The following is a 19,326-nucleotide window of genomic DNA, read 5'->3' on the forward strand; positions in this document are numbered from 1 at the left end:
TCCATTTCTCATCTTAAATAACCCTACAGTAATTTTACACTAAGAATAAATTGAAAATATAGTTCATGTTGGCTTTAGCAGAAGAAATTTTATTTTAAAAATAAGTTGAACTGAGTCAAATCCTATTATATATTTCACTGAAGTGTACAAACTATTGTAGAGGAGATGATAATTTTATGTCTAGAAGAAATAGAATATTGGTCCCCGAAGCTAGAGTTGGTATGGAAAGATTAAAAATGGAAGCAGCCAGGGAATTGGCTGCAAACAACAAAAAAACCAATTCAATAAATAATTTTTCCGTAGGCGGCCAGATGGTTAAGAAAATGGTTGAAAAGTATGAAAAAAAATTGAAGTAATGTAAGGACCTCATCCTAAAAGGATGGGGCCTTATTTTAAATGTCAAAGTTTAAACGTGAAATCTTAATTAAATCTTAATTGGTTTTATAAATTTTTCTTTAGAAATAAATATTAGAATTTATATATAATAAAATTAAAAAAATGGGGAGACATTCTGCATGAAGAGAAAGTATAAAATTCTAATTATGGTGTTTATAATGTTTATTATTAGCATGATACCTTTAAGTATGCTGGCAAGACCCAATACTGCATTAAATAAAGATACTGTTGGAATTGCAGTAAAAGTGACACCGGCAAATTGGAAGGTCAGAAAAGTAAATAATCTGTCACAGTTAAGTTCAAATTTTAAAAACAACAAAGAAATAGATTTACGTTCAAAGGATTTATCGGGAGCTGATATTGATGGAAAGAAAAAAGAACTTCTAAATTCAAGTTTTGATAGTAGGACAAAATGGCCTCAAAATATAGTATCAATTTCTCTACCCGAGAAAATTATGTCATTAGGGAAAAATCCAGGACTTGGGATAAGAACTCTTCATAACTTGGGAATAAATGGGAAAAATATTGGCATTGCAATAATAGATCAGCGCCTTCTTGTAAATCATGCTGAATATAAAGATAATGTCAAATCTTACGAAGAGCTTCATTGTGGGCGTGAAACTTCAATGCATGGAGCTGCAGTAGCCTCAATAGCTGTTGGCAAAAAAACAGGTATTGCTCCAAAATCTGATTTATATTATATAGGACAGGATCCTATGGATATAGCCCAGAAATCAAAAATAAATTTTAATTATACTGCGCGTGCCATAAATAGAATAATAAAACTCAATAAAAATTTACCTCAGGGTAAAAAGATAAGAGTTATTTCCATTTCAATAGGATGGAACCCGACAGATGTTGGTTATAGTGAAGTGATAAAAGCGGTGGACAGAGCTAAAAAAGAAAATATATTTGTAGTTTCATCATCACTTAAAAATACTTATGGATTTAAATTTAATGGACTTGGAAGAAACCCTTTGTCTGATCCTGATGTTTCTTCGTCTTATAATCCAGGCTTATTCTGGCAAAAAGAGTATTATGGAGGAAAATATGATTTGAATAATACACTGCTTGTTCCAATGGACTCAAGATGTACGGCAAGTCCTACAGGATGTAAGGATTATGTTTTCTACAGGGAAGGTGGTTGGAGTTGGTCAATTCCTTACATAGCAGGTGTTTATGCTCTTGCCTGTGAAATTAAGCCAAGCATAACTCCCGATGAATTTTGGGAAACAGCATTGAGAACTGGAAGTGCTATTGAATTTGGTAAAAACATCAAATCATGTAGTTCGGCTAGAATAATTAATCCGGTAAAATTGATTCAAAGTTTAAAAAACAATTCATGACAAATAAATTTGCAAAAACGTATTGACAAAGAGTGAATTATTGCTAAAATAAAATTAGCACTCAAGTAATATAAGTGCTAACAAAAGTTATATTTTGGGCAATGATAATTGCGGCAGGGGTTTGTTTCCTGTCTTTTGGATATATTTATATATAAGTGAAAGGAAATGATAATATGGCTGTAAAGGAATTTAAGGCAGAATCAAAAAAGCTGCTTAACTTAATGGTTAATTCAATTTATACAAATAAAGAAATATTTTTAAGAGAACTTATATCAAATGCCAGTGATGCTATCGACAAAAGCTACTATAGGTCACTTGTAGATGAAAATGTAAATTTCAACAAAGATGATTTCTTTATCAGAATAACTCCAGATAAGGATAAAAGGACATTTACAATTACTGATACAGGTATAGGAATGACAGAGGAGGAACTTGAAAACAATCTTGGTACTATTGCGGAAAGCGGTTCTCTTGCGTTTAAAAATAAAGACGACATTAAGGACAAAGACAAGGTGGATCTTATAGGTCAATTTGGAGTTGGTTTTTATTCTGCCTTTATGGTGTCTGACAAGGTTGCTGTGAAAAGCCGTTCTGTCAATTCGGATAAAGCTTATAAATGGGAGTCAAAAGGAGCCGAAGGATATACCGTTGAGCCCTGTGAAAAGGAAACTGTAGGTACTGAAATCATACTTAAGATCAAAGAAAATACTAAAGATGAGAACTATGATCAATTTTTGGATCAGTATAAAATAAAATCGCTGGTTAAGAAATATTCTGATTTTATAAAGTATCCAATTAAAATGATGGTTAAAAAGAGCAGACCCAAAAAAGACAATGACAAGGAGAAAGAAGAGTATTTTGAAGATGAAACTTTAAATAGCATGGTACCTATCTGGAGAAAGAACAAAAATGAGCTGAAACCGGAGGATTACAATCAGTTTTATATAGATAAGCATTTTGGCTATGACAAACCTCTGTGGGTGATACATTCAAGTGTAGAAGGAGTAGTAAGTTATACCACGCTTCTCTTCATTCCATCTAAAACCCCTTTTGATTTTTATACTAAAGAATTTCAAAAAGGGCTGGAGCTTTATTCAAACGGTGTCCTGATAATGGAAAAGTGTTCTGATCTGTTGCCGGATTATTTTAGTTTTGTTCAAGGTCTGGTTGACTCGGCAGATCTTTCTCTCAACATTTCGAGGGAACTTTTGCAGCACGACAGGCAGCTTAAATTTATCGCAAGAAGGATAAGAGATAAAATAAAGAGCGAACTTCTTCAAATGCTTAAAAAAGATCGTGAAAAATATGTTGAATTCTATAAGAATTTTGGCAGACAGCTTAAATATGGAGTTTATGCTGATTTTGGAGCCAATAAGGAAATACTTCAGGATCTTCTGATGTTCTATTCCTCCAAGGAGAAAAAACTTGTGACTCTTGATGAATATGTTTCACGTATGAAAGAGGATCAGAAATATATATACTATGCAATTGGCGATGATGTGGAAAAGATTGAAAAATTACCTCAAACTGAACTGGTTAAGGATAAGAATTTTGAAATACTGTATTTTACTGATGATGTGGATGAATTTGCCATTAAGATGCTTGTAAAGTATAAGGATAAGGAGTTTAAATCCGTTTCCAGCAAGGATCTGGGATTTGATTCGGACGACAAGGAAAGCAAGAAGGAAACTGAGGAAAACAAAGAATTGTTTGATTTTATGAAAAATGTACTCAAGGGTAAGGTAAAGGAAGTTAAGGCTTCGAATAGATTGAAAACTCATCCTGTCTGTCTTTCAAACGAGGGAGAAATATCAATTGAAATGGAAAAGATATTTAACAAAATGCCCAATAACCAAAATATAAAAGCAGATAAGATATTGGAAATAAACACCGGTCATCCTATGTTTAAGGCTATTAAGAAGGCATTTGCAGAAGACAAGGACAGATTAAAGGTTTATTCAAATCTATTGTATGATCAGGCACTTTTAATTGAGGGACTTCCAGTGGAAGATCCGGTACAATTTGCAAATGATGTATGCAGCTTGATTAAGTGATTATCATTTTGCTTTTTCCAAGAAGAATTGCTGTAAAGGGACATGGTTTATAATTCCGTGTCCTTTTTTATATATTAAGTTAATGTCTGTATTTTATGCTATAATTGTGAATAAAAGTACCATTTTAAGGAGGAAATCATGAGAATTTTGCACACTTCTGACTGGCATCTCGGCAAAAATTTAGAGGGACGCAGCCGCATGGATGAACAGGAGGCTTTTCTTAAAGATTTTGTAAAAATAGTAAATGACAATAATGTGGATTTGATAATCATTGCGGGTGATATTTATGACAGCTATAATCCGCCGGCCAGGGCTGAAAAAATGTTCTATGACACTTTGAAGAAATTGTCTTCGAATGGGGAAAGGCTGACTTTGGTTATATCAGGCAATCATGACAATCCGGACAGACTTGTGGCTGCGGGGCCGCTTGCCAGGGATCACGGTATCATAATGGTAGGTACTCCCAAATCGGTTGTGCCCTGCGGCAGCTATGGCAGGCATAAGGTTATCAATTCCGGCGAAGGATTTATTGAAATTGAAATAAATGGAGAAAGGGCCGTGATTATTACAGTTCCCTACCCAAGCGAGAAAAGACTTGATGAAGTTTTATACGGTGATATGGAGGGTGAAAAGGACAGAGTTAAATCCTACAATAATAAAATAAAAATACTTTTTGACAATTTAAGTAAAAATTACAGGGAGGATACTATAAATATAGCAGTTTCCCATCTTTTTGTAATGGGTAGCAGCCAGGCAGGATCAGAAAAAAATATTCAGCTTGGTGGGAGCTTTGTTGTAGATGGAAACTGTCTTCCTGTAAAAGCCCAGTATATTGCCCTAGGCCATATTCATAAACCCCAAGTGGTGCCTGGAACTGGAGGAAGAGTCAGATATTCGGGCTCACCAATCCAGTATAATAGGAAAGAGATAAATTTCAAGAAAAAATGTTTTATCGTGGACGTAAAGGCTGGAAAGGACTGCAGTATCAGGGAAGTTGAATTCAATGTATATAAGCCTATAGAAATTTGGAAGTGTACCGGTATAGAAGAGGCTGTTGAAAAGTGTAAGAAAAACAGCAGTAGAAATTGCTGGGTTTATATGGAAATAGATACTGACAGATACATAAGGGAAGATGAAATAAAATCCATGAAGACTGCCAAAAAAGATATACTGGAAATCGTTCCTAAAATAAGGGACAAAAATTGCAGCAGTGAAAAAGTGAACAGTTTTTTGGATAAATCCTTTGAAGAGATATTCAGGGAATTTTACATAAGAGAGAGGAAAGTTGAACCGGAGCCGGAATTAGTGGATTTGCTTCTGTCCATTGTTGGAGAGGAGGGAGATAATGAAACCAATTGAACTTAAAATAAAAGGGCTCAACAGTTTTATGGATACACAGACGATTGATTTTAGAAAGTTGACTTCAAGAGGCATATTTGGAATATTCGGGCCTACTGGAAGCGGAAAATCAACTGTGCTGGACGGAATTACTCTGGCTCTTTACGGAGAAATTGCAAGAAAAAGTTCCAATTTTATAAATGTAAATTGTACAAGTTTGATGGTAAGTTATGAATTTCAGATATCGGATAAAAAAGTGAAGATATACAGGGTGGAAAGAGAATTTAGACGAGAGAGCAAAACTGGGAAGGTAAGGAGTAAATCCGCCAGGATATTGGATGTTACGTGCGGCATGGAAAACATACTGGAGGAAGGGGCTAAAAAGGTAACTGAAAAATGCGAGGAAATACTTGGACTTAAATTGGAAGACTTTACTAGAACCGTGGTACTTCCCCAGGGTAAATTCAGTGAATTTTTGAAACTTGAGGGAAAGGACAGGAGAGATATGCTCGAAAGGCTGTTTGGGCTTCAAAAATATGGGGACGACTTATCTTTTAAGCTGGGTTCGAAAATTAGAAGGGAAAGGGAAAAAGAGAATCTTCTTCAAGGTCAGCTTGCAGGCTATGAAGGAGTTGATGAAAAATTTTTCAAGGAGAAGAAAGACAGCCTTGAAAAAGCTGAGAGGCAGTATGAGTTATGTAAAAATGAATACGACAGTATAACACAGAAATTTAACAGGGCAGAAGAGCTTTGGAAATTTCAAAGAGAGTTGCATGAAAAAATAGATGAGCAAAAGTCTTTTATGAAAGAGGGAGGCCGTATAAATGAATATGAAGAAAAGGTGGCAATGGCCGAATCTGCATTAAAAGTCAAACCTTACGTGGACAGTTATGAAGATACCGTTAGACAGGTAAAAATTTTGAAAGAAGAGCTTTCAAGTTTAAATGGTGGAATGGCTAATATAACACAGCACAGAGATGAGGTTTGTGCTGAATTGAACAGGCTTGAAAAAAAAAGACATGATGAGCTGCCTAAATTAAAGTTAAAACAGCAGAAAATTTTAGATGCCATTGACGAAAGTGTGCTTCTTAAAAAACTTCAGCAGCAGGAGGAAAACTTAAAAAGTGATATTGTCTGCTTGAAAAAAGAGCTTGTGAAGAAGAACGATGAAAAAGCAAAAAATAAAAGATATGCCCAAAAATTATCAGATGATATAGACTCCAAAGAAAAGCTGATAAATTCTCTTAAGATGTCCGAAGAATACAAGAAAAAAATAGATGATGGAATTATTCTGCTGAATGATTATAAAAATTTGTCGAATCAAAAAGAGGATTTGATTGGAAATATAGATAGCGGCAGTGTGGCTATTGAAAATGAATTGAAAAAAGAGAAAAGCATGCTTAAAGATGTAAATGAGAAACAAAAAATTATAGACAGGATTGAAAGTAAGTTGAATGAACTTATAAAAAATTGTCCGGGGGATAAAAATACACTTCTGAATTTTCAAAAAAAAGCAGCGGATATAAAAAGCAAATGGGATAATTACCTTGATTATAAAGATACTGCGGAAAAAAATAAAAAAATCATACGAGATTTGACGGAAAAGTTAAGAGAGAAATCCAGTATGGAGTCCACTTTGAAATCTGAAGCCTATAAATTGGAAGAAAAGTTAAAAAGCTTTGAAAGGCGTAATATGGTGAGTGTTTTGAGAAATACGCTGTCAGAGGGTGATTTGTGTCCTGTGTGCGGTTCTGTATATCGTGGAGGGAGTGTTTTAAATGAAGTTGACATGGAACCTGTGAATGAATTGAAAAAGAATTTGGAGGAAAAACAAAACAAGATTAAAATTTTATCCGAGGAGATAATAAAAATAAAGACGAATATTGATTCAGAAAAGGGAATTTTGGAGGAAAACGGTAAAAAACTCTGCAAACTTGGAGAAAATTTTAAATTGACTCCTGCAGATGTCATGCAGAATAAATTTGCTCAACTTAAAGATAAGATCTATGAATTTGATATAAACAAATCTGAACTTGATAAAAAGTTAAAAATTTTGGAAGAAGAAGAGAATTTTTTGAATATAGAATACAATAAAATTGTTTCAGCACGGAAACAAAATGAAATACAACTGGATAAATTCAGACGGAGTTTAAGAGAAGAAGAAAAAGAATTTAAGATAAAGGAAAAAGAACTGTGTGCACTGAAAACTGAATTGTCTGTTAAAGATTTCATAGGCAAAAAAAATGAAATAATTGAAAGAGAAAGGGAAAAAGCCGACCTGGAAATTGAGGTAGAAAAACTCAGGGATGATTTTGCTAAAATTCAATCCCAGAGAGAAATACTTAGCAGTGAAATTGCAGATGTAAAGGAAAAATTGAGTAGAAAGCAGACTGAATTTCAGGAAAAAAATAAAAATATAGTTGAGAGGGAAAGAAGTATAAAAAATAAAGCAGGAGAGGAAACAGAGCTTGAATATCTCAGTAAGCAGATATCGGCATATGTAAAGAAAGTGGAGATGATGTATGCTGAGATCAAAAAAGACAGTGAAGAAATGCACATAAGATACGACAGATATAAAAACAGGATAATAGCCTGCCAGAGTAATTTGGTGAGCTTCAGCGAGAGAAAATCTGATGAAGATAGAGAACTTGAAAAAGTTTTAAAGGAACAGAGTTTTGAGAATACTAGCCAGGTTAAGGAAAATTTAATAGGGAAATCTGAAATAGACAGGCTTAATGAAAAGATAGGGCAATATAGGAATTCACTTGTTAAATTGAAAGGTACCATAGAAAACTTACGCGGGAAAATAGGGGAAGGGACTTTGACAGAAAAGCAGTGGATTGAAATACAGGATATCAAAGACAAGAAAAATTTTCAGCTGAGAAATTCGTATGAGAGTAAAATTAAATTGCAGGAAGAAGTCAATTCCTTGAATATGAAACTTTCCCAATTGAAGGATATTTTAAAAAAGAAGGAAAAAGTTGAACACAAATTGGCGCTTTTGGATGATCTTGAAAAATTGTTCAAAGGTAAAAAGTTTGTTGAATTTGTTGCAGGCAATCAGCTTAAATATATATCTCTGGAAGCAGACAGAAAATTGAGGGAAATTACCTGCGGAGCTTATGGCCTGGAGGTTGATGAAAACAGCAGATTTTTTATAAGAGATTATAAAAATGGGGGCAAAAAGAGAGATGCATCCACTTTATCGGGAGGTGAAACTTTTGTAACTTCACTGTCGCTGGCACTTGCATTATCTTCACAAATACAACTGAAAGGCAGGGCACCTTTGGAATTGTTCTTCCTAGATGAAGGCTTTGGTACACTGGATGAAAATTTGCTTGAAATAGTTATTGATTCACTGGAGAAAATTCACAATGATAGATTGTCTATAGGTATAATAAGCCATCTTGATTCTATAAAGGAAAGAATGCCTGCAAAGCTTATAGTTACTCCGGCCGAGTCTGGCATGGGCGGAAGTAAAATCAGGATAGAACTGGATTGATTTTAAGACTTAGGGATACGAAATGATGAGCTGGAAAAAATACAATTATAGATTATAATTAAAGATATAATTAGGAGAAAATAAATGGAAGAGGATTATAAGGATATCAAGGTTGCCGAAAAAAGAACTAAAGTGAATATTGCAGTATATGTATTTTTATCCCTGTTTAAACTTTTTGTAGGATATATTTTTCATTCCAGGGCTCTCTTTGCAGATGGTATCAATAATTCTACTGACATAATAGCTTCACTTGCCATTGTTATAGGGCTTAAAATATCGAGAAAACCTGCCGATGAAGATCATGCCTACGGCCATCTGAGAGCACAAACCGTATCTACATTGGTTGCCTCTCTGATAATGATAGCTGTTGGAGTCGAGGTCTTTTACAATTCCGTATATTCGGCTGTATTTTTCAAGACCAAGGCCCCGGATATGATTTCTGCAGTGGTTTCCATTTTATGTACCATATTGGTATATGCAGTATACAGGTATAATAAAAAGGAGGCAGTTAGAATTAAGAGTCTTGCTCTGATGGCTGCGGCAAAGGACAATCTTTCGGATGCGTGGGTCAGCTTGGGTGCTGCCTGTGGAATTATAGCCTCGCAGTTTGGATTGACATGGATAGATCCGCTGGCGGCAGTAATAGTGGGCATATTGATAATAAAGACGGGCGTAGGAATTTTTAAGGAATCCGCCAGCAGCCTGACAGATGGTTTCGACAGCAAACAGCTGGACAGCATAATTGCAAGTATAAATCAGATTGAAGGTGTAAAAAGTGTTGAGGATATAAAAGCCAGAGTGCATGGAAATAATATTTTACTTGACATTGTAATAGACGTCAGCGCTGGACTTACTGTACTTGAAAGTCACAGAATAACCGAAAAGATAGAGAGTATGTTGAAGGCGAAATTTGAAATAAAATATGCAATTATACATGTGGAGCCGTATTTGAAATAGAAGATATGTAAATATTGAAGTTTGAGATTAAAATATGAAATGTGGTAAATTTTTGTTATAATGAGAGTAGTTGAAGGGGCGTGATATTGTGAAAGATAAGGGATTTTTTAAGAAGTTTGGAGAATATGCTCTTTACATTATTTTGGCTATTGGACTGGCATTTGTATGCAAAAGTTATGTCTTTGCTCGGGCTGATGTAATAGGACCTTCCATGCAGCCGACTTTTAACGATAAGGATATTATATTTATGGAAAAGATAAGTACTGAAACTGGACATATAAATAGAGGCGAAGTGGTTGTTTTCAACTCTCATGATGAAAATGGAGACAACTATATAAAAAGAGTTATAGGAATAGCCGGAGATAGAATTGGGATAAAGTCCGGAAAGGTTTATTTAAATGGAAAAGTTCTCACTGAAAATTATCTTCCGGAAGAAGTTGTAACTGAAGGCAATTCAGCTGCCGCGGAGTATATTGTGCCCAAAGGTTATGTTTTTGTGCTTGGAGATAATAGGGAAAATAGTACTGACAGCAGAATAATAGGGCCTGTAAATTTGAAGGATGTTAAGGGACATGTGATTTTAAGAGTGTATCCTTTTAAGAATATGAACTATTTTAAATAATTACAAATGGAATTTGTTAAATTGATATTTGTGTCTTGCACTTTAAATTTTATAATATATAATTAAATTCAAGGAGGCAATATTATAATGGATAAGATTTCAAGCTTTACTGTTAATCATTTAAAATTGATACCTGGTGTTTATGTTTCTAGAAAGGATAGATTTGGAGATGTGGTTTTGACTACATTTGATATAAGAATGACGAGCCCCAATGACGAACCTGTTATGAACACTGCTGAGGTTCATACTATTGAACACCTGGGGGCAACTTTCTTGAGAAACCACAGTGTTTATGGAAAGAAAACCGTATATTTCGGACCTATGGGCTGTAGAACAGGATTTTATCTGATCCTACATGGAGATTACAAGTCAAGGGATATTGTGGACCTATTGGTGGAAATGTATAAGTTTATATTAAATTTTGAAGGAGATATACCAGGTGCTGCGCCAAAAGATTGCGGGAATTATTTGGATATGAATCTTCCCATGGCTAAGTATTGGGCAAATAGATTTCTCAAGGAAGTTCTGACGAATATTTCAGATAAAAGGCTTAACTATCCAAAGTAATCGTGTAGAAAATTTATATTAAATTTTACTTGATTAATTGGAATTTATGTAGTATCATCAAAATATAAATTATATTGAATGTGATGATGGGAAGAGTAGATTACACAATGCTATTTTAGAGAGAATTTCCATGTGGTGTGAGGAAGTCCTAGCGGGAGGTGATTGAAGTGCATCCTGGAGCACTGAGTCGAACCTGAGTGAAGTAGATTTCAGCGGGTACATCCGTTAAAATGTTGAGGTATGATTGTACCAATAAGAGTTTTATTTTATTTATCGTATTTTTATTTTGTGTATATGCGATTTATATTATATAAACAGAGTGGAACCGCGGGAACAAGCTCCTGCCTCTGTACAGAGGCAGGAGCTCTTTATTTTTCAAAATTCCGGAACTTGAAAAATATCAAATAAAATTTCAAAGGAGATTTTTATTATGGAAGTTTTTGACGACATAAAGGAAATGATAGGTAAAACACCCATACTGAAGCTGAATAGATTTAATTTGAAGGATGGAATCAATGTATATGCTAAACTTGAAAATTTCAATCCTGGCGGCAGTGTAAAGGACAGAATTGGATATTATATGATAAGACAAGCAGAGAAGGCGGGGAAACTTAAGAAAGGTTATACTATAATTGAAGCTACAGCAGGCAATACCGGACTTGGTATTGCAATGGGAGCCTTGAATAGGGGATATAAAGTGATATTTGCGGTACCTGAAAAATTTTCTGTAGAGAAACAGGTTCTTATGAGAGCACTGGGGGCGGAAATTATCCACACTCCGGAAAAGGACGGGATGAGGGGTGCCATTGAGAAATCCCGGGAACTTTTAAAACAAATACCAAATTCCATATCTCTGGGTCAATTTGAAAACAACGATAACCCTGAGGCTCATTATCTTACTACGGGGCCTGAAATATATGAACAGCTAAAGGGAAAGATTGATTATTTTGTTGCAGGAGCGGGAAGTGGTGGAACTTTTACGGGTGTGGCAAAATATCTAAAGGAAAAGGACAGCAGTATAAAGGCCATACTGGCTGATCCGGAAGGATCTACCCTGGGCGGCGGCACTGAAGAGCATGGGTATGCCATTGAAGGTATAGGAAATGATTTTTTACCTGATACTATGGATTTGAAGCTTGTGGATAAAGTTATAAAGGTAAATGATGAAGAAGCTTTTTTGCTGGTAAAGGATTTGGCGAAAAAAGAGGGGCTCATAGTTGGTTCCTCTTCAGGAGCAGCACTTGCAGCAGTATTGAAATTGGCCGATACCATAGACAGGGGAAATATAGTTACTATATTTCCAGATAGGGGCGACAGATATTTCAGCAAAAACTTATATGAATAATAAAAAATTTCTATTGACAAAATGGATAAAGAATTGTATATTGAATATAAGTTAAATATAAATAATTTATAATATTTATAGGTTTTCTTATCAAGAGAGGCGGAGGGACTGGCCCTATGATGTCCGGCAACCGGTTGTACAAATGCAATTGTACAATTAATGGTGCCAATTCCAGCAGGTATTACCTGAAAGATGAGAGGTAGCGGAATTTATACTTCCTGTGATTTCTCACGGGAAGTTTTTTTTAGCAATCGATCAATAAATCCATATAAAATTAAATAGTGTAATTCTTATCGAGAGTGGTTTGAGGGACTGGCCCTATGACGCCCGGCAACCTGTATATATAGTTTTTGTATATCACGGTGCCAATTCCAGCAGGTATTACCTGGAAGATGAGAAGCAGTAGAAATCTATATGCCTTCTCACATATAGATTTTTTTATTATTTGGAGGTTATAAATAAAAATGGACAATTATAGAAGCAGTAGATCATTAAAAAAGGATCTGAAGAACAGACATATTCAGATGATAGCTATCGGAGGAGCCATAGGTGTAGGATTGTTTTATGGATCTGCAGATGCTATTAAAACTGGTGGACCTGCCATAGTTTTGGCGTATCTGATAGGTGGAATATTTATCTTTTTCATTATGAGAGCTTTGGGGGAGCTGGCTGTTGACGAACCGAATTCAGGATCTTTCAGCGCCTATGCTACGCGTTACCTGGGAAATTTTGCAGGATTTTTTTCGGGCTGGACATATTGGTTTCAGGCTACTGCTACTGTCATGGCAGAGCTCACTGCCATGGGAGTGTACGTCCAGTTTTGGATCCCTCAATTTCCCAAATGGATCACCGCACTCATATTTTTATTGATACTTGTTGCAGTTAATTTGATTGGTGTTAAAATGTACGGAGAGTTTGAATTCTGGTTTGCACTTGTAAAAGTTGTTACAATAATATGCATGATTATTTTTGGAATGCTCATCATATTATTTGGGTTTAATAACGGTGGACAATCTGTTGGATTTTCTAATTTACAGAAAAATGGAGGATTCTTTGCCACCGGATTTAAGGGATTTATGCTTTCGTTTGTGTTTGTGACTTTTGCATTTGGTGGAGTGGAACTTATTGGCATAACGGCAGGAGAAGCACAGAATCCGAAAAAGTCCATACCCAAGGCCATCAATGACGTATTTTGGCGAATACTTATCTTTTATGTAGGTTCTGTTTTAACAATGTTGGCACTTTATCCGTGGAATAAAATAGGATTAAACGGAAGCCCTTTTGTACTGGTATTCTCTAAAGTTGGTATCCCTGCAGCTGCTTCATTTATAAATTTTGTAATTCTGACAGCTGCTCTTTCCGGAATGAACAGTGCCTTGTATATAAACGGGAGAATGCTTTACAGCTTGGCATTGAACAACAATGCTCCCAAAATATTTGGAAAACTGAATGAATCCGGGGTACCTTATGTAGGTACACTCTTTAGTATAATTGTGGCACTGATTGCGGTAATTTTAAATTATTTTATGCCAGAAAAATTTTTTACATATATTTCCTCGGCAACGACCATAGCTATTTTAACTGCATGGGGTACCATACTTGTAACCCAGTTGAAATTTCGCAGGGAAAAATCCAGAAAAGATGCTGAGATTGAATTCAAAATGCCTTTTTACCCTGTTTCTTCATATATTACCATAGCTTATCTTTTAGCTATTGTTGTCACGATGGGATTTCTGCCTGCTACTCGGGTTGTACTTTACATTGCACCTGTATGGGTGGTGTTGATGGTGGGAATATATAAATTACTTCACGGCAAAAAATCAAAATTATCATATGCAAATGAAAATATTAAATAAAAAATAAATTGGAGGAATTAAAATGAGTAGATTATTTACATCAGAATCAGTTACAGAAGGACATCCTGATAAAATCTGTGATCAGATATCAGACGCAGTACTAGATGCAGTTCTTGAGCAGGATAAGTATGGCAGAGTAGCTTGTGAAACAGTCGTAAATACTGGACTTGTGCTACTGGTTGGGGAGATATCTACCAAAGCTTATGTGGATATACCAAAGATAGTTAGAAAAACCATTGCAGAAATAGGATATACAGGTTCGAAATTTGGGTTCGATGCCAGTACCTGCGCTGTCATAACATCCATAGATGAACAGTCTTCAGATATTGCACAGGGGGTGAATAGATCCCTGGAGGCAAAACGAGGAGAAGAAGATGATATAGAGGCTATAGGTGCAGGAGATCAGGGAATGGTATTTGGGTTTGCCACAAATGAAACTCCGGAATATATGCCGCTTCCAATATCACTGGCCCATAAACTTTCAAGAAGATTGGCTTATGTCAGAAAGAAGGGCATTATTCCCTATCTGGGACCGGATGGCAAAACCCTTGTCACGGTAAAGTATGAAGGCGAAAAACCTGTCAGTGTGGATACAGTTTTAGTATCTTCACAGCATGAGGAAAATATAGGACACGACCAGATTGAAAAAGATATAATAGATAAGGTCATAAAGGAAGTACTACCTAAAAAGTTTATAGATAATAATACAAAATATCTGGTAAACCCTACAGGCAGGTTTGTAAAGGGGGGACCTGAAGCTGATTCGGGGCTTACGGGAAGAAAGATAATAGTAGATACCTACGGCGGATTTGGAAAACACGGCGGCGGAGCTTTTTCAGGCAAAGATCCTACAAAAGTTGATAGATCCGGAGCTTATGCAGCAAGGTGGATAGCTAAGAACCTGGTAGCAGCAGGCACGGCAGATAAGATAGAAGTTGAAATTGCCTATGCAATAGGTGTGGCGAGACCTGTATCCGTAAGTGTGGATACTTTTGGGACAGGGAAAGTGTCTGATGAGAAAATAGTCAATATAGTAAATAAAATATTTGATTTAAGGCCTGCTGCTATCATAAGGGATTTGGATCTCAGAAGGCCAATATATAGGAAAACAGCTGCCTATGGACACTTTGGAAGAACTGATGTGGAATTTCCTTGGGAGAAGCTCGATAAAGTGAGTGAAATAAAAGAGGAATTGAATAAAGTTTTTGTGTACTCTTAAATACTGTGAATTTTTTCGTGAAAGGTTGACCAGAAATACTGGAGGCCAGACAAGCTAAATTTTTTAGCTTGTCTGGCCTTTTTATATTTTAATTGTTTAAAAAAAGGAGATAATAGAATATGTCTATAAATTTTGCAAGAAGTATTGAGGAAAAGACATTTGAGCATCCTTGTTATAACTGTATTGCCCATAAATATGCCAGAATGCACATACCTGTGGCTCCAAAATGCAATGTGAGCTGTAATTTTTGTAATAGAAAATATGATTGTATAAATGAATCCAGGCCCGGCGTTACAAGTGAAATTTTATCTCCGAAGGATGCGAGGGATAAATTTAAAATAGTAAAAAACAGTGTAAAAAACCTAACTGTGGTAGGCATAGCAGGACCGGGAGATCCTCTTGCAAATTTTGAAGAAACCAGGGAATCCATAAAACTTATAAAAAAAGAGTGCCCGGATATTACATTTTGCCTTTCTACAAATGGGTTAATGCTGCCGGCTTATGCCGGCGAACTGGTAAAATTGGGAGTCACTCATGTCACTATAACTATAAATGCCGTGGATCCCCAAATAGATGCACAGATTTATAAATATGTGAATTACAGGGGAAATACTTTTGTGGGGGTGGAAGCAGGCAAGATCTTACTTCACAACCAGCTGTCGGGGCTTAGATATCTTGCAGGGGAAGGTATTGTGTGCAAGATAAATATTGTAATGATAAAGGGAATCAATGATGCCCATATTCCTGAAATAGTGAAAAAAGTCAAAGAATGTGGTGCATATATGACCAATATAATGCCGCTTATACCTGTAAAGGGAAGCGTATTTGGGAACAGGGACACTGTAGATGAATACGAATTGGCAGATATGAGGAAAAAATGTGGCAAGTATCTAAAGCAGATGTATCACTGCAGACAGTGCAGGGCAGATGCCATAGGAAGCCTTGACAGGGATGTATCAGCCCAGTTTAGAAATTACAATAAGAATATAACTACTATTGACAAACCTGAGGAAATCCATAAAAATGATAGTGGGCACAGAAGTTACAGATTTGCAGTTGCCAGCAGTTCCGGAGATTATGTAGATGAACATTTTGGACATGTATCTGAGTTTTATGTATATGATGTGTCGGACGATGACATTAAATTCCGTGAGAAAAGAAATGTGGAGATGTACTGCAGAGGTCCTCAGGAATGCAGCGGACATGATGATAGAATATCCGGTGTTATGAAGTGCATAGAAGATTGTAATGGGGTACTTGTACTGCGTATCGGCTTTGAACCTGTAATTAAACTTCATGAGAGGGGGATAAGAGTATTTCAAATGTACAGTACTATAGAAGAAGGTATAAAAAGAGCAGTAAAATTAATGGGTAAATGTTTTTGAAGATTGGAGGCTGAAATTTTGGTGAAGGGAAAAATTTTAGTAAGTGGCTGTCTATGCGGTAAAAAAGTTCGTTATGACGGCAAGGATGCTGCTTGTTTAGATCCAAGATTTGTGAGATGGATGCGGGAAGGCAGACTTGTAGGAATTTGTCCCGAGGTGGCAGGTGGGTTTTCTGTTCCAAGAGAACCCTGTGAAAAAGCGGGAGATACTGTAGTGGACAAATTTGGACATGATTTCACTGCCAAATACAAGGCAGGGGCTGATAAGGCACTTGCATTGGCCAGGAAATATGGAGCAGCTGTAGCCATTTTGAAACAAAATAGCCCCTCCTGCGGAAGCCTGTATATATATGATGGTACGTTTAGCGGCATAAAAAAGAGAGGAGAGGGTGTAACTGCTGAATTGTTGAGGAAAAATGGCATCAAAGTATTTGGAGAGGATCAACTGCAGGAGGTAGAAAAAGAAATAGAACAAAATTGATTTATACTCTTGACACTATGTGTATTATTTGCTATTATCAAGCTAATATATAAAAAATAAACAAATCTTATCGAGAGTGATGGAGGGACTGGCCCTATGATATCCGGCAACCTAAATTTATTTAACGGTGCTAATTCCAGCAGATTGTATTATCTGAAAGATGAGAGAACAAGTGCTTTCTTGTATTTTATCTTTACAGGAAAGTTTTTTATTTTACAATTATAAATTTATTGAGAGTTCACTAGAGACACTAGAGACTTGTTTCAATAGGTATTGATACCTGTTGACGATGGGTTTCTGGTGTTTTTTATTTTGATGTTTGAAAAAAGGGAGATGTAATAAATGGACATAGATAGTGAAACCTATAAGACAAATAAAAAACGAAAAATGGGTGCGGGAAAAAAGTTTAGTAAGTTTTTCAGAAAGAGTATAGCCGTGATTTTGTTTTTGGTTTTCTGGCAGGTTGCACCCGTACTTGGAATAGTTGATCATCAATTCATACCTACATTTACAGAAACAGTGGGTACTATTATAAGTCTTACATTGAAAAATGAAATGCTTGTTCATGTTAAAGTTAGCATACTTAGAGTGGCGGTAGGTTTTGTCCTGGCTGGAGTTATGGCCGTACCTTTGGGGTTTTTACTGGCAGGAGGATTTAAAAAATTGGAGGAGATACTTGATCCTCTGCTTCAAATTTTGGCGCAGGTAAATCCGTTTTCTCTGTTTCCGGTTTTTATACTGCTTTTTGGAATAGGAGAGGTTGCAAAAATATCCATAATATTTTGGGTATCCATATGGCCCATATTATTCAGCACTATAACTGGAGTAAAGACTATAGATCCTCTGCTGGTCAAAGCGGCCCAGGCCATGGGCACATCCAGAGTAAAACTTTTTTGGAAAGTTGTTTTGCCGGGAGCCGCACCTAGTATATTTTCAGGACTTAAAATGAGTGCGGGCAATGCATTTTTGATGCTCATAGCGGCAGAGATGATAGGAGCGAGTTCAGGTCTGGGGTGGATGGTTCTCAACTCGGAAGTCAACTTTCAAATCAACAGGTTGTTTGCAGCAGCGCTTACAATTGCTCTTTTAGGTATATTTATAAATAAAGCCATAGGTTTCGTAGAAAAAAAGTTGTAGTTTGGAAACAAAATTCTTTTATATCTTAAAACTTGATTATATGAGGGGTGTTTGAATTGAAAAATAAAAGATTGGTTTCAATAGTGGTTTCAGTAATTTTAACAGCATCGATTTTTTCAGGCTGCGGGGGAGGAAAGCAGGCTTCGGAAAAAAATGGAGGGCTTCAGGTACTTAAGACATGGAGCAGAAAAGATTGTACAGCTGCACCTATTTTAGTAGCAGACAAATTAGGATATTTTAAGGAACAGGGATTGAAGATACAGTATACAGGAGATACACAGCCGGCACAGCGCCTTCCCTCGATATTGAACGGGAACAATGATTTTGGAGATGCCCATCCAAACAACCTGGCAATTGCCGCCGAGGGAGGGGCAAAAGTGAAAGGAGTGGCCAGATCTATTGTCGAACCGCCGGACAGTGTGACTGACACTCACCTTCAGCATATGTGGTGGATAAGCAATAAAAATGGTCCTATAAAGACATTGGCGGATATAAACAAATATCCGGGTAAGGTAAAGGTAGGAACCAATTCCAGAAATTCCTGCGTGGATTTTCTATCGGATATACTTTTTTCCAAAAACAAGATATACATGAGTAAAATTGAATGGATTCAGATGCCCGATATAGAACAGGTACTGTCTTTAAAAAAAGGACTTATTCAAATTGCAGTAGTTCACCCGCCCTATTATAAATCTATTGAAGATAGCGGCATAGGCAATATTCTGACCACCAGCAGACCTATAGCAGGTGAAAATGGAGGGACCTATCTCTATTATTTTTCAGATAAATTTATAAAGCAGCATCCGGATGAAGTTGCAAAATTTATAGTTGCAGTTAAAAAGGGGGAAAGGTACATAAACAAAAGCGTACCTGATGAAAAAGAACGTGCCAAGGTCAACAAGTGGGTGTCTGATTCCATAGGAGTACCTGTAAGTGCCAATCACTATTATGCAGATGACGGAGTTATAAAGGACAAGGATATACAGCAGTGGATAGATGGAAGTAAGACAAGCGGGGCACTTCCTAAAGATGCCAAGGTAAAAGTCAGTGATATAGTTACCCACGAATTCGACAAATATGGGAATCTGGGATCACAGCCGAATTATATAGTAAAAGAATAAT

15 protein-coding genes and 3 riboswitches are annotated in these 19,326 nt (G+C 36.2%); all 15 genes read left to right on the forward strand.

Annotated features, from left to right (window positions below):
- Nucleotides 1-176: 176 nt before the first annotated feature.
- The 15 genes from AB8S09_RS13370 (at nucleotide 177) to AB8S09_RS13440 (ending at nucleotide 19,325) form a co-directional block, all read left to right on the forward strand.
- A complete protein-coding gene (locus AB8S09_RS13370; protein WP_294181693.1) occupies nucleotides 177-356 on the forward strand; it encodes an alpha/beta-type small acid-soluble spore protein in 180 nt (59 codons plus the stop codon).
- Between the two features lie 159 nt (nucleotides 357-515).
- Nucleotides 516-1,742, forward strand: coding sequence for a S8/S53 family peptidase (locus AB8S09_RS13375; protein ID WP_294181692.1), 1,227 nt, complete (start codon nucleotides 516-518; stop codon nucleotides 1,740-1,742).
- Between the two features lie 173 nt (nucleotides 1,743-1,915).
- Nucleotides 1,916-3,796, forward strand: coding sequence for a molecular chaperone HtpG (gene htpG / locus AB8S09_RS13380; protein WP_294181853.1), 1,881 nt, complete (start codon nucleotides 1,916-1,918; stop codon nucleotides 3,794-3,796).
- Between the two features lie 138 nt (nucleotides 3,797-3,934).
- Nucleotides 3,935-5,155, forward strand: coding sequence for an exonuclease SbcCD subunit D (locus AB8S09_RS13385; RefSeq protein WP_294181690.1), 1,221 nt, complete (start codon nucleotides 3,935-3,937; stop codon nucleotides 5,153-5,155).
- Complete coding sequence (locus tag AB8S09_RS13390) at nucleotides 5,142-8,636, forward strand: SbcC/MukB-like Walker B domain-containing protein (RefSeq protein ID WP_294181688.1); 3,495 nt, start codon at nucleotides 5,142-5,144, stop codon at nucleotides 8,634-8,636. The genes AB8S09_RS13385 and AB8S09_RS13390 overlap by 14 nt, the downstream gene beginning before the upstream one ends.
- Nucleotides 8,637-8,720: 84 nt before the next feature.
- Nucleotides 8,721-9,593: a cation diffusion facilitator family transporter gene (locus AB8S09_RS13395; protein WP_294181686.1), complete on the forward strand. Its 873-nt coding sequence runs from the start codon at nucleotides 8,721-8,723 to the stop codon at nucleotides 9,591-9,593.
- Nucleotides 9,594-9,681: 88 nt separating this feature from the next.
- Nucleotides 9,682-10,215 carry a signal peptidase I gene (lepB, locus tag AB8S09_RS13400; protein WP_294181682.1) on the forward strand — a complete coding sequence of 178 codons (534 nt, stop codon included), beginning with the start codon at nucleotides 9,682-9,684 and terminating at the stop codon, nucleotides 10,213-10,215.
- An 87-nt stretch (nucleotides 10,216-10,302) separates the two neighbouring features.
- Nucleotides 10,303-10,782 (forward strand): S-ribosylhomocysteine lyase, encoded by a 480-nt coding sequence (locus AB8S09_RS13405; protein WP_294181680.1) that lies wholly within the window; start codon nucleotides 10,303-10,305, stop codon nucleotides 10,780-10,782.
- 430 nt (nucleotides 10,783-11,212) lie between these two features.
- The gene (locus tag AB8S09_RS13410) at nucleotides 11,213-12,127 is read left to right on the forward strand and encodes a PLP-dependent cysteine synthase family protein (protein ID WP_294181678.1); all 915 of its coding nucleotides are present in this window, start codon (nucleotides 11,213-11,215) and stop codon (nucleotides 12,125-12,127) included.
- An 84-nt stretch (nucleotides 12,128-12,211) separates the two neighbouring features.
- A riboswitch (SAM riboswitch) is annotated at nucleotides 12,212-12,326 on the forward strand.
- A gap of 88 nt (nucleotides 12,327-12,414) precedes the next feature.
- A riboswitch (SAM riboswitch) is annotated at nucleotides 12,415-12,526 on the forward strand.
- A 65-nt stretch (nucleotides 12,527-12,591) separates the two neighbouring features.
- On the forward strand, nucleotides 12,592-13,983 hold the full coding sequence (locus AB8S09_RS13415; RefSeq protein WP_369869302.1) for an amino acid permease: 1,392 nt from the start codon (nucleotides 12,592-12,594) through the stop codon (nucleotides 13,981-13,983).
- 22 nt (nucleotides 13,984-14,005) lie between these two features.
- The gene (gene metK / locus AB8S09_RS13420) at nucleotides 14,006-15,202 is read left to right on the forward strand and encodes a methionine adenosyltransferase (RefSeq protein WP_294181674.1); all 1,197 of its coding nucleotides are present in this window, start codon (nucleotides 14,006-14,008) and stop codon (nucleotides 15,200-15,202) included.
- A gap of 119 nt (nucleotides 15,203-15,321) precedes the next feature.
- Nucleotides 15,322-16,587, forward strand: coding sequence for a nitrogenase cofactor biosynthesis protein NifB (nifB, locus tag AB8S09_RS13425; RefSeq protein WP_294181672.1), 1,266 nt, complete (start codon nucleotides 15,322-15,324; stop codon nucleotides 16,585-16,587).
- A 21-nt stretch (nucleotides 16,588-16,608) separates the two neighbouring features.
- Entirely contained in the window at nucleotides 16,609-17,067 is a 459-nt protein-coding gene (locus AB8S09_RS13430) for a 2-thiouracil desulfurase family protein (protein WP_294181850.1), read from the forward strand.
- A gap of 64 nt (nucleotides 17,068-17,131) precedes the next feature.
- A riboswitch (SAM riboswitch) is annotated at nucleotides 17,132-17,234 on the forward strand.
- A gap of 175 nt (nucleotides 17,235-17,409) precedes the next feature.
- The gene (locus AB8S09_RS13435) at nucleotides 17,410-18,204 is read left to right on the forward strand and encodes an ABC transporter permease (RefSeq protein ID WP_294181670.1); all 795 of its coding nucleotides are present in this window, start codon (nucleotides 17,410-17,412) and stop codon (nucleotides 18,202-18,204) included.
- A gap of 56 nt (nucleotides 18,205-18,260) precedes the next feature.
- Nucleotides 18,261-19,325, forward strand: a complete 1,065-nt coding sequence (locus AB8S09_RS13440; RefSeq protein ID WP_369869303.1) for an ABC transporter substrate-binding protein — start codon at nucleotides 18,261-18,263, stop codon at nucleotides 19,323-19,325.
- Nucleotide 19,326 lies beyond the last annotated feature (1 nt).

Source organism: Clostridium lapidicellarium (assembly GCF_041224415.1).
Lineage (GTDB): Bacteria > Bacillota > Clostridia > Clostridiales > Clostridiaceae > Clostridium_B > Clostridium_B lapidicellarium.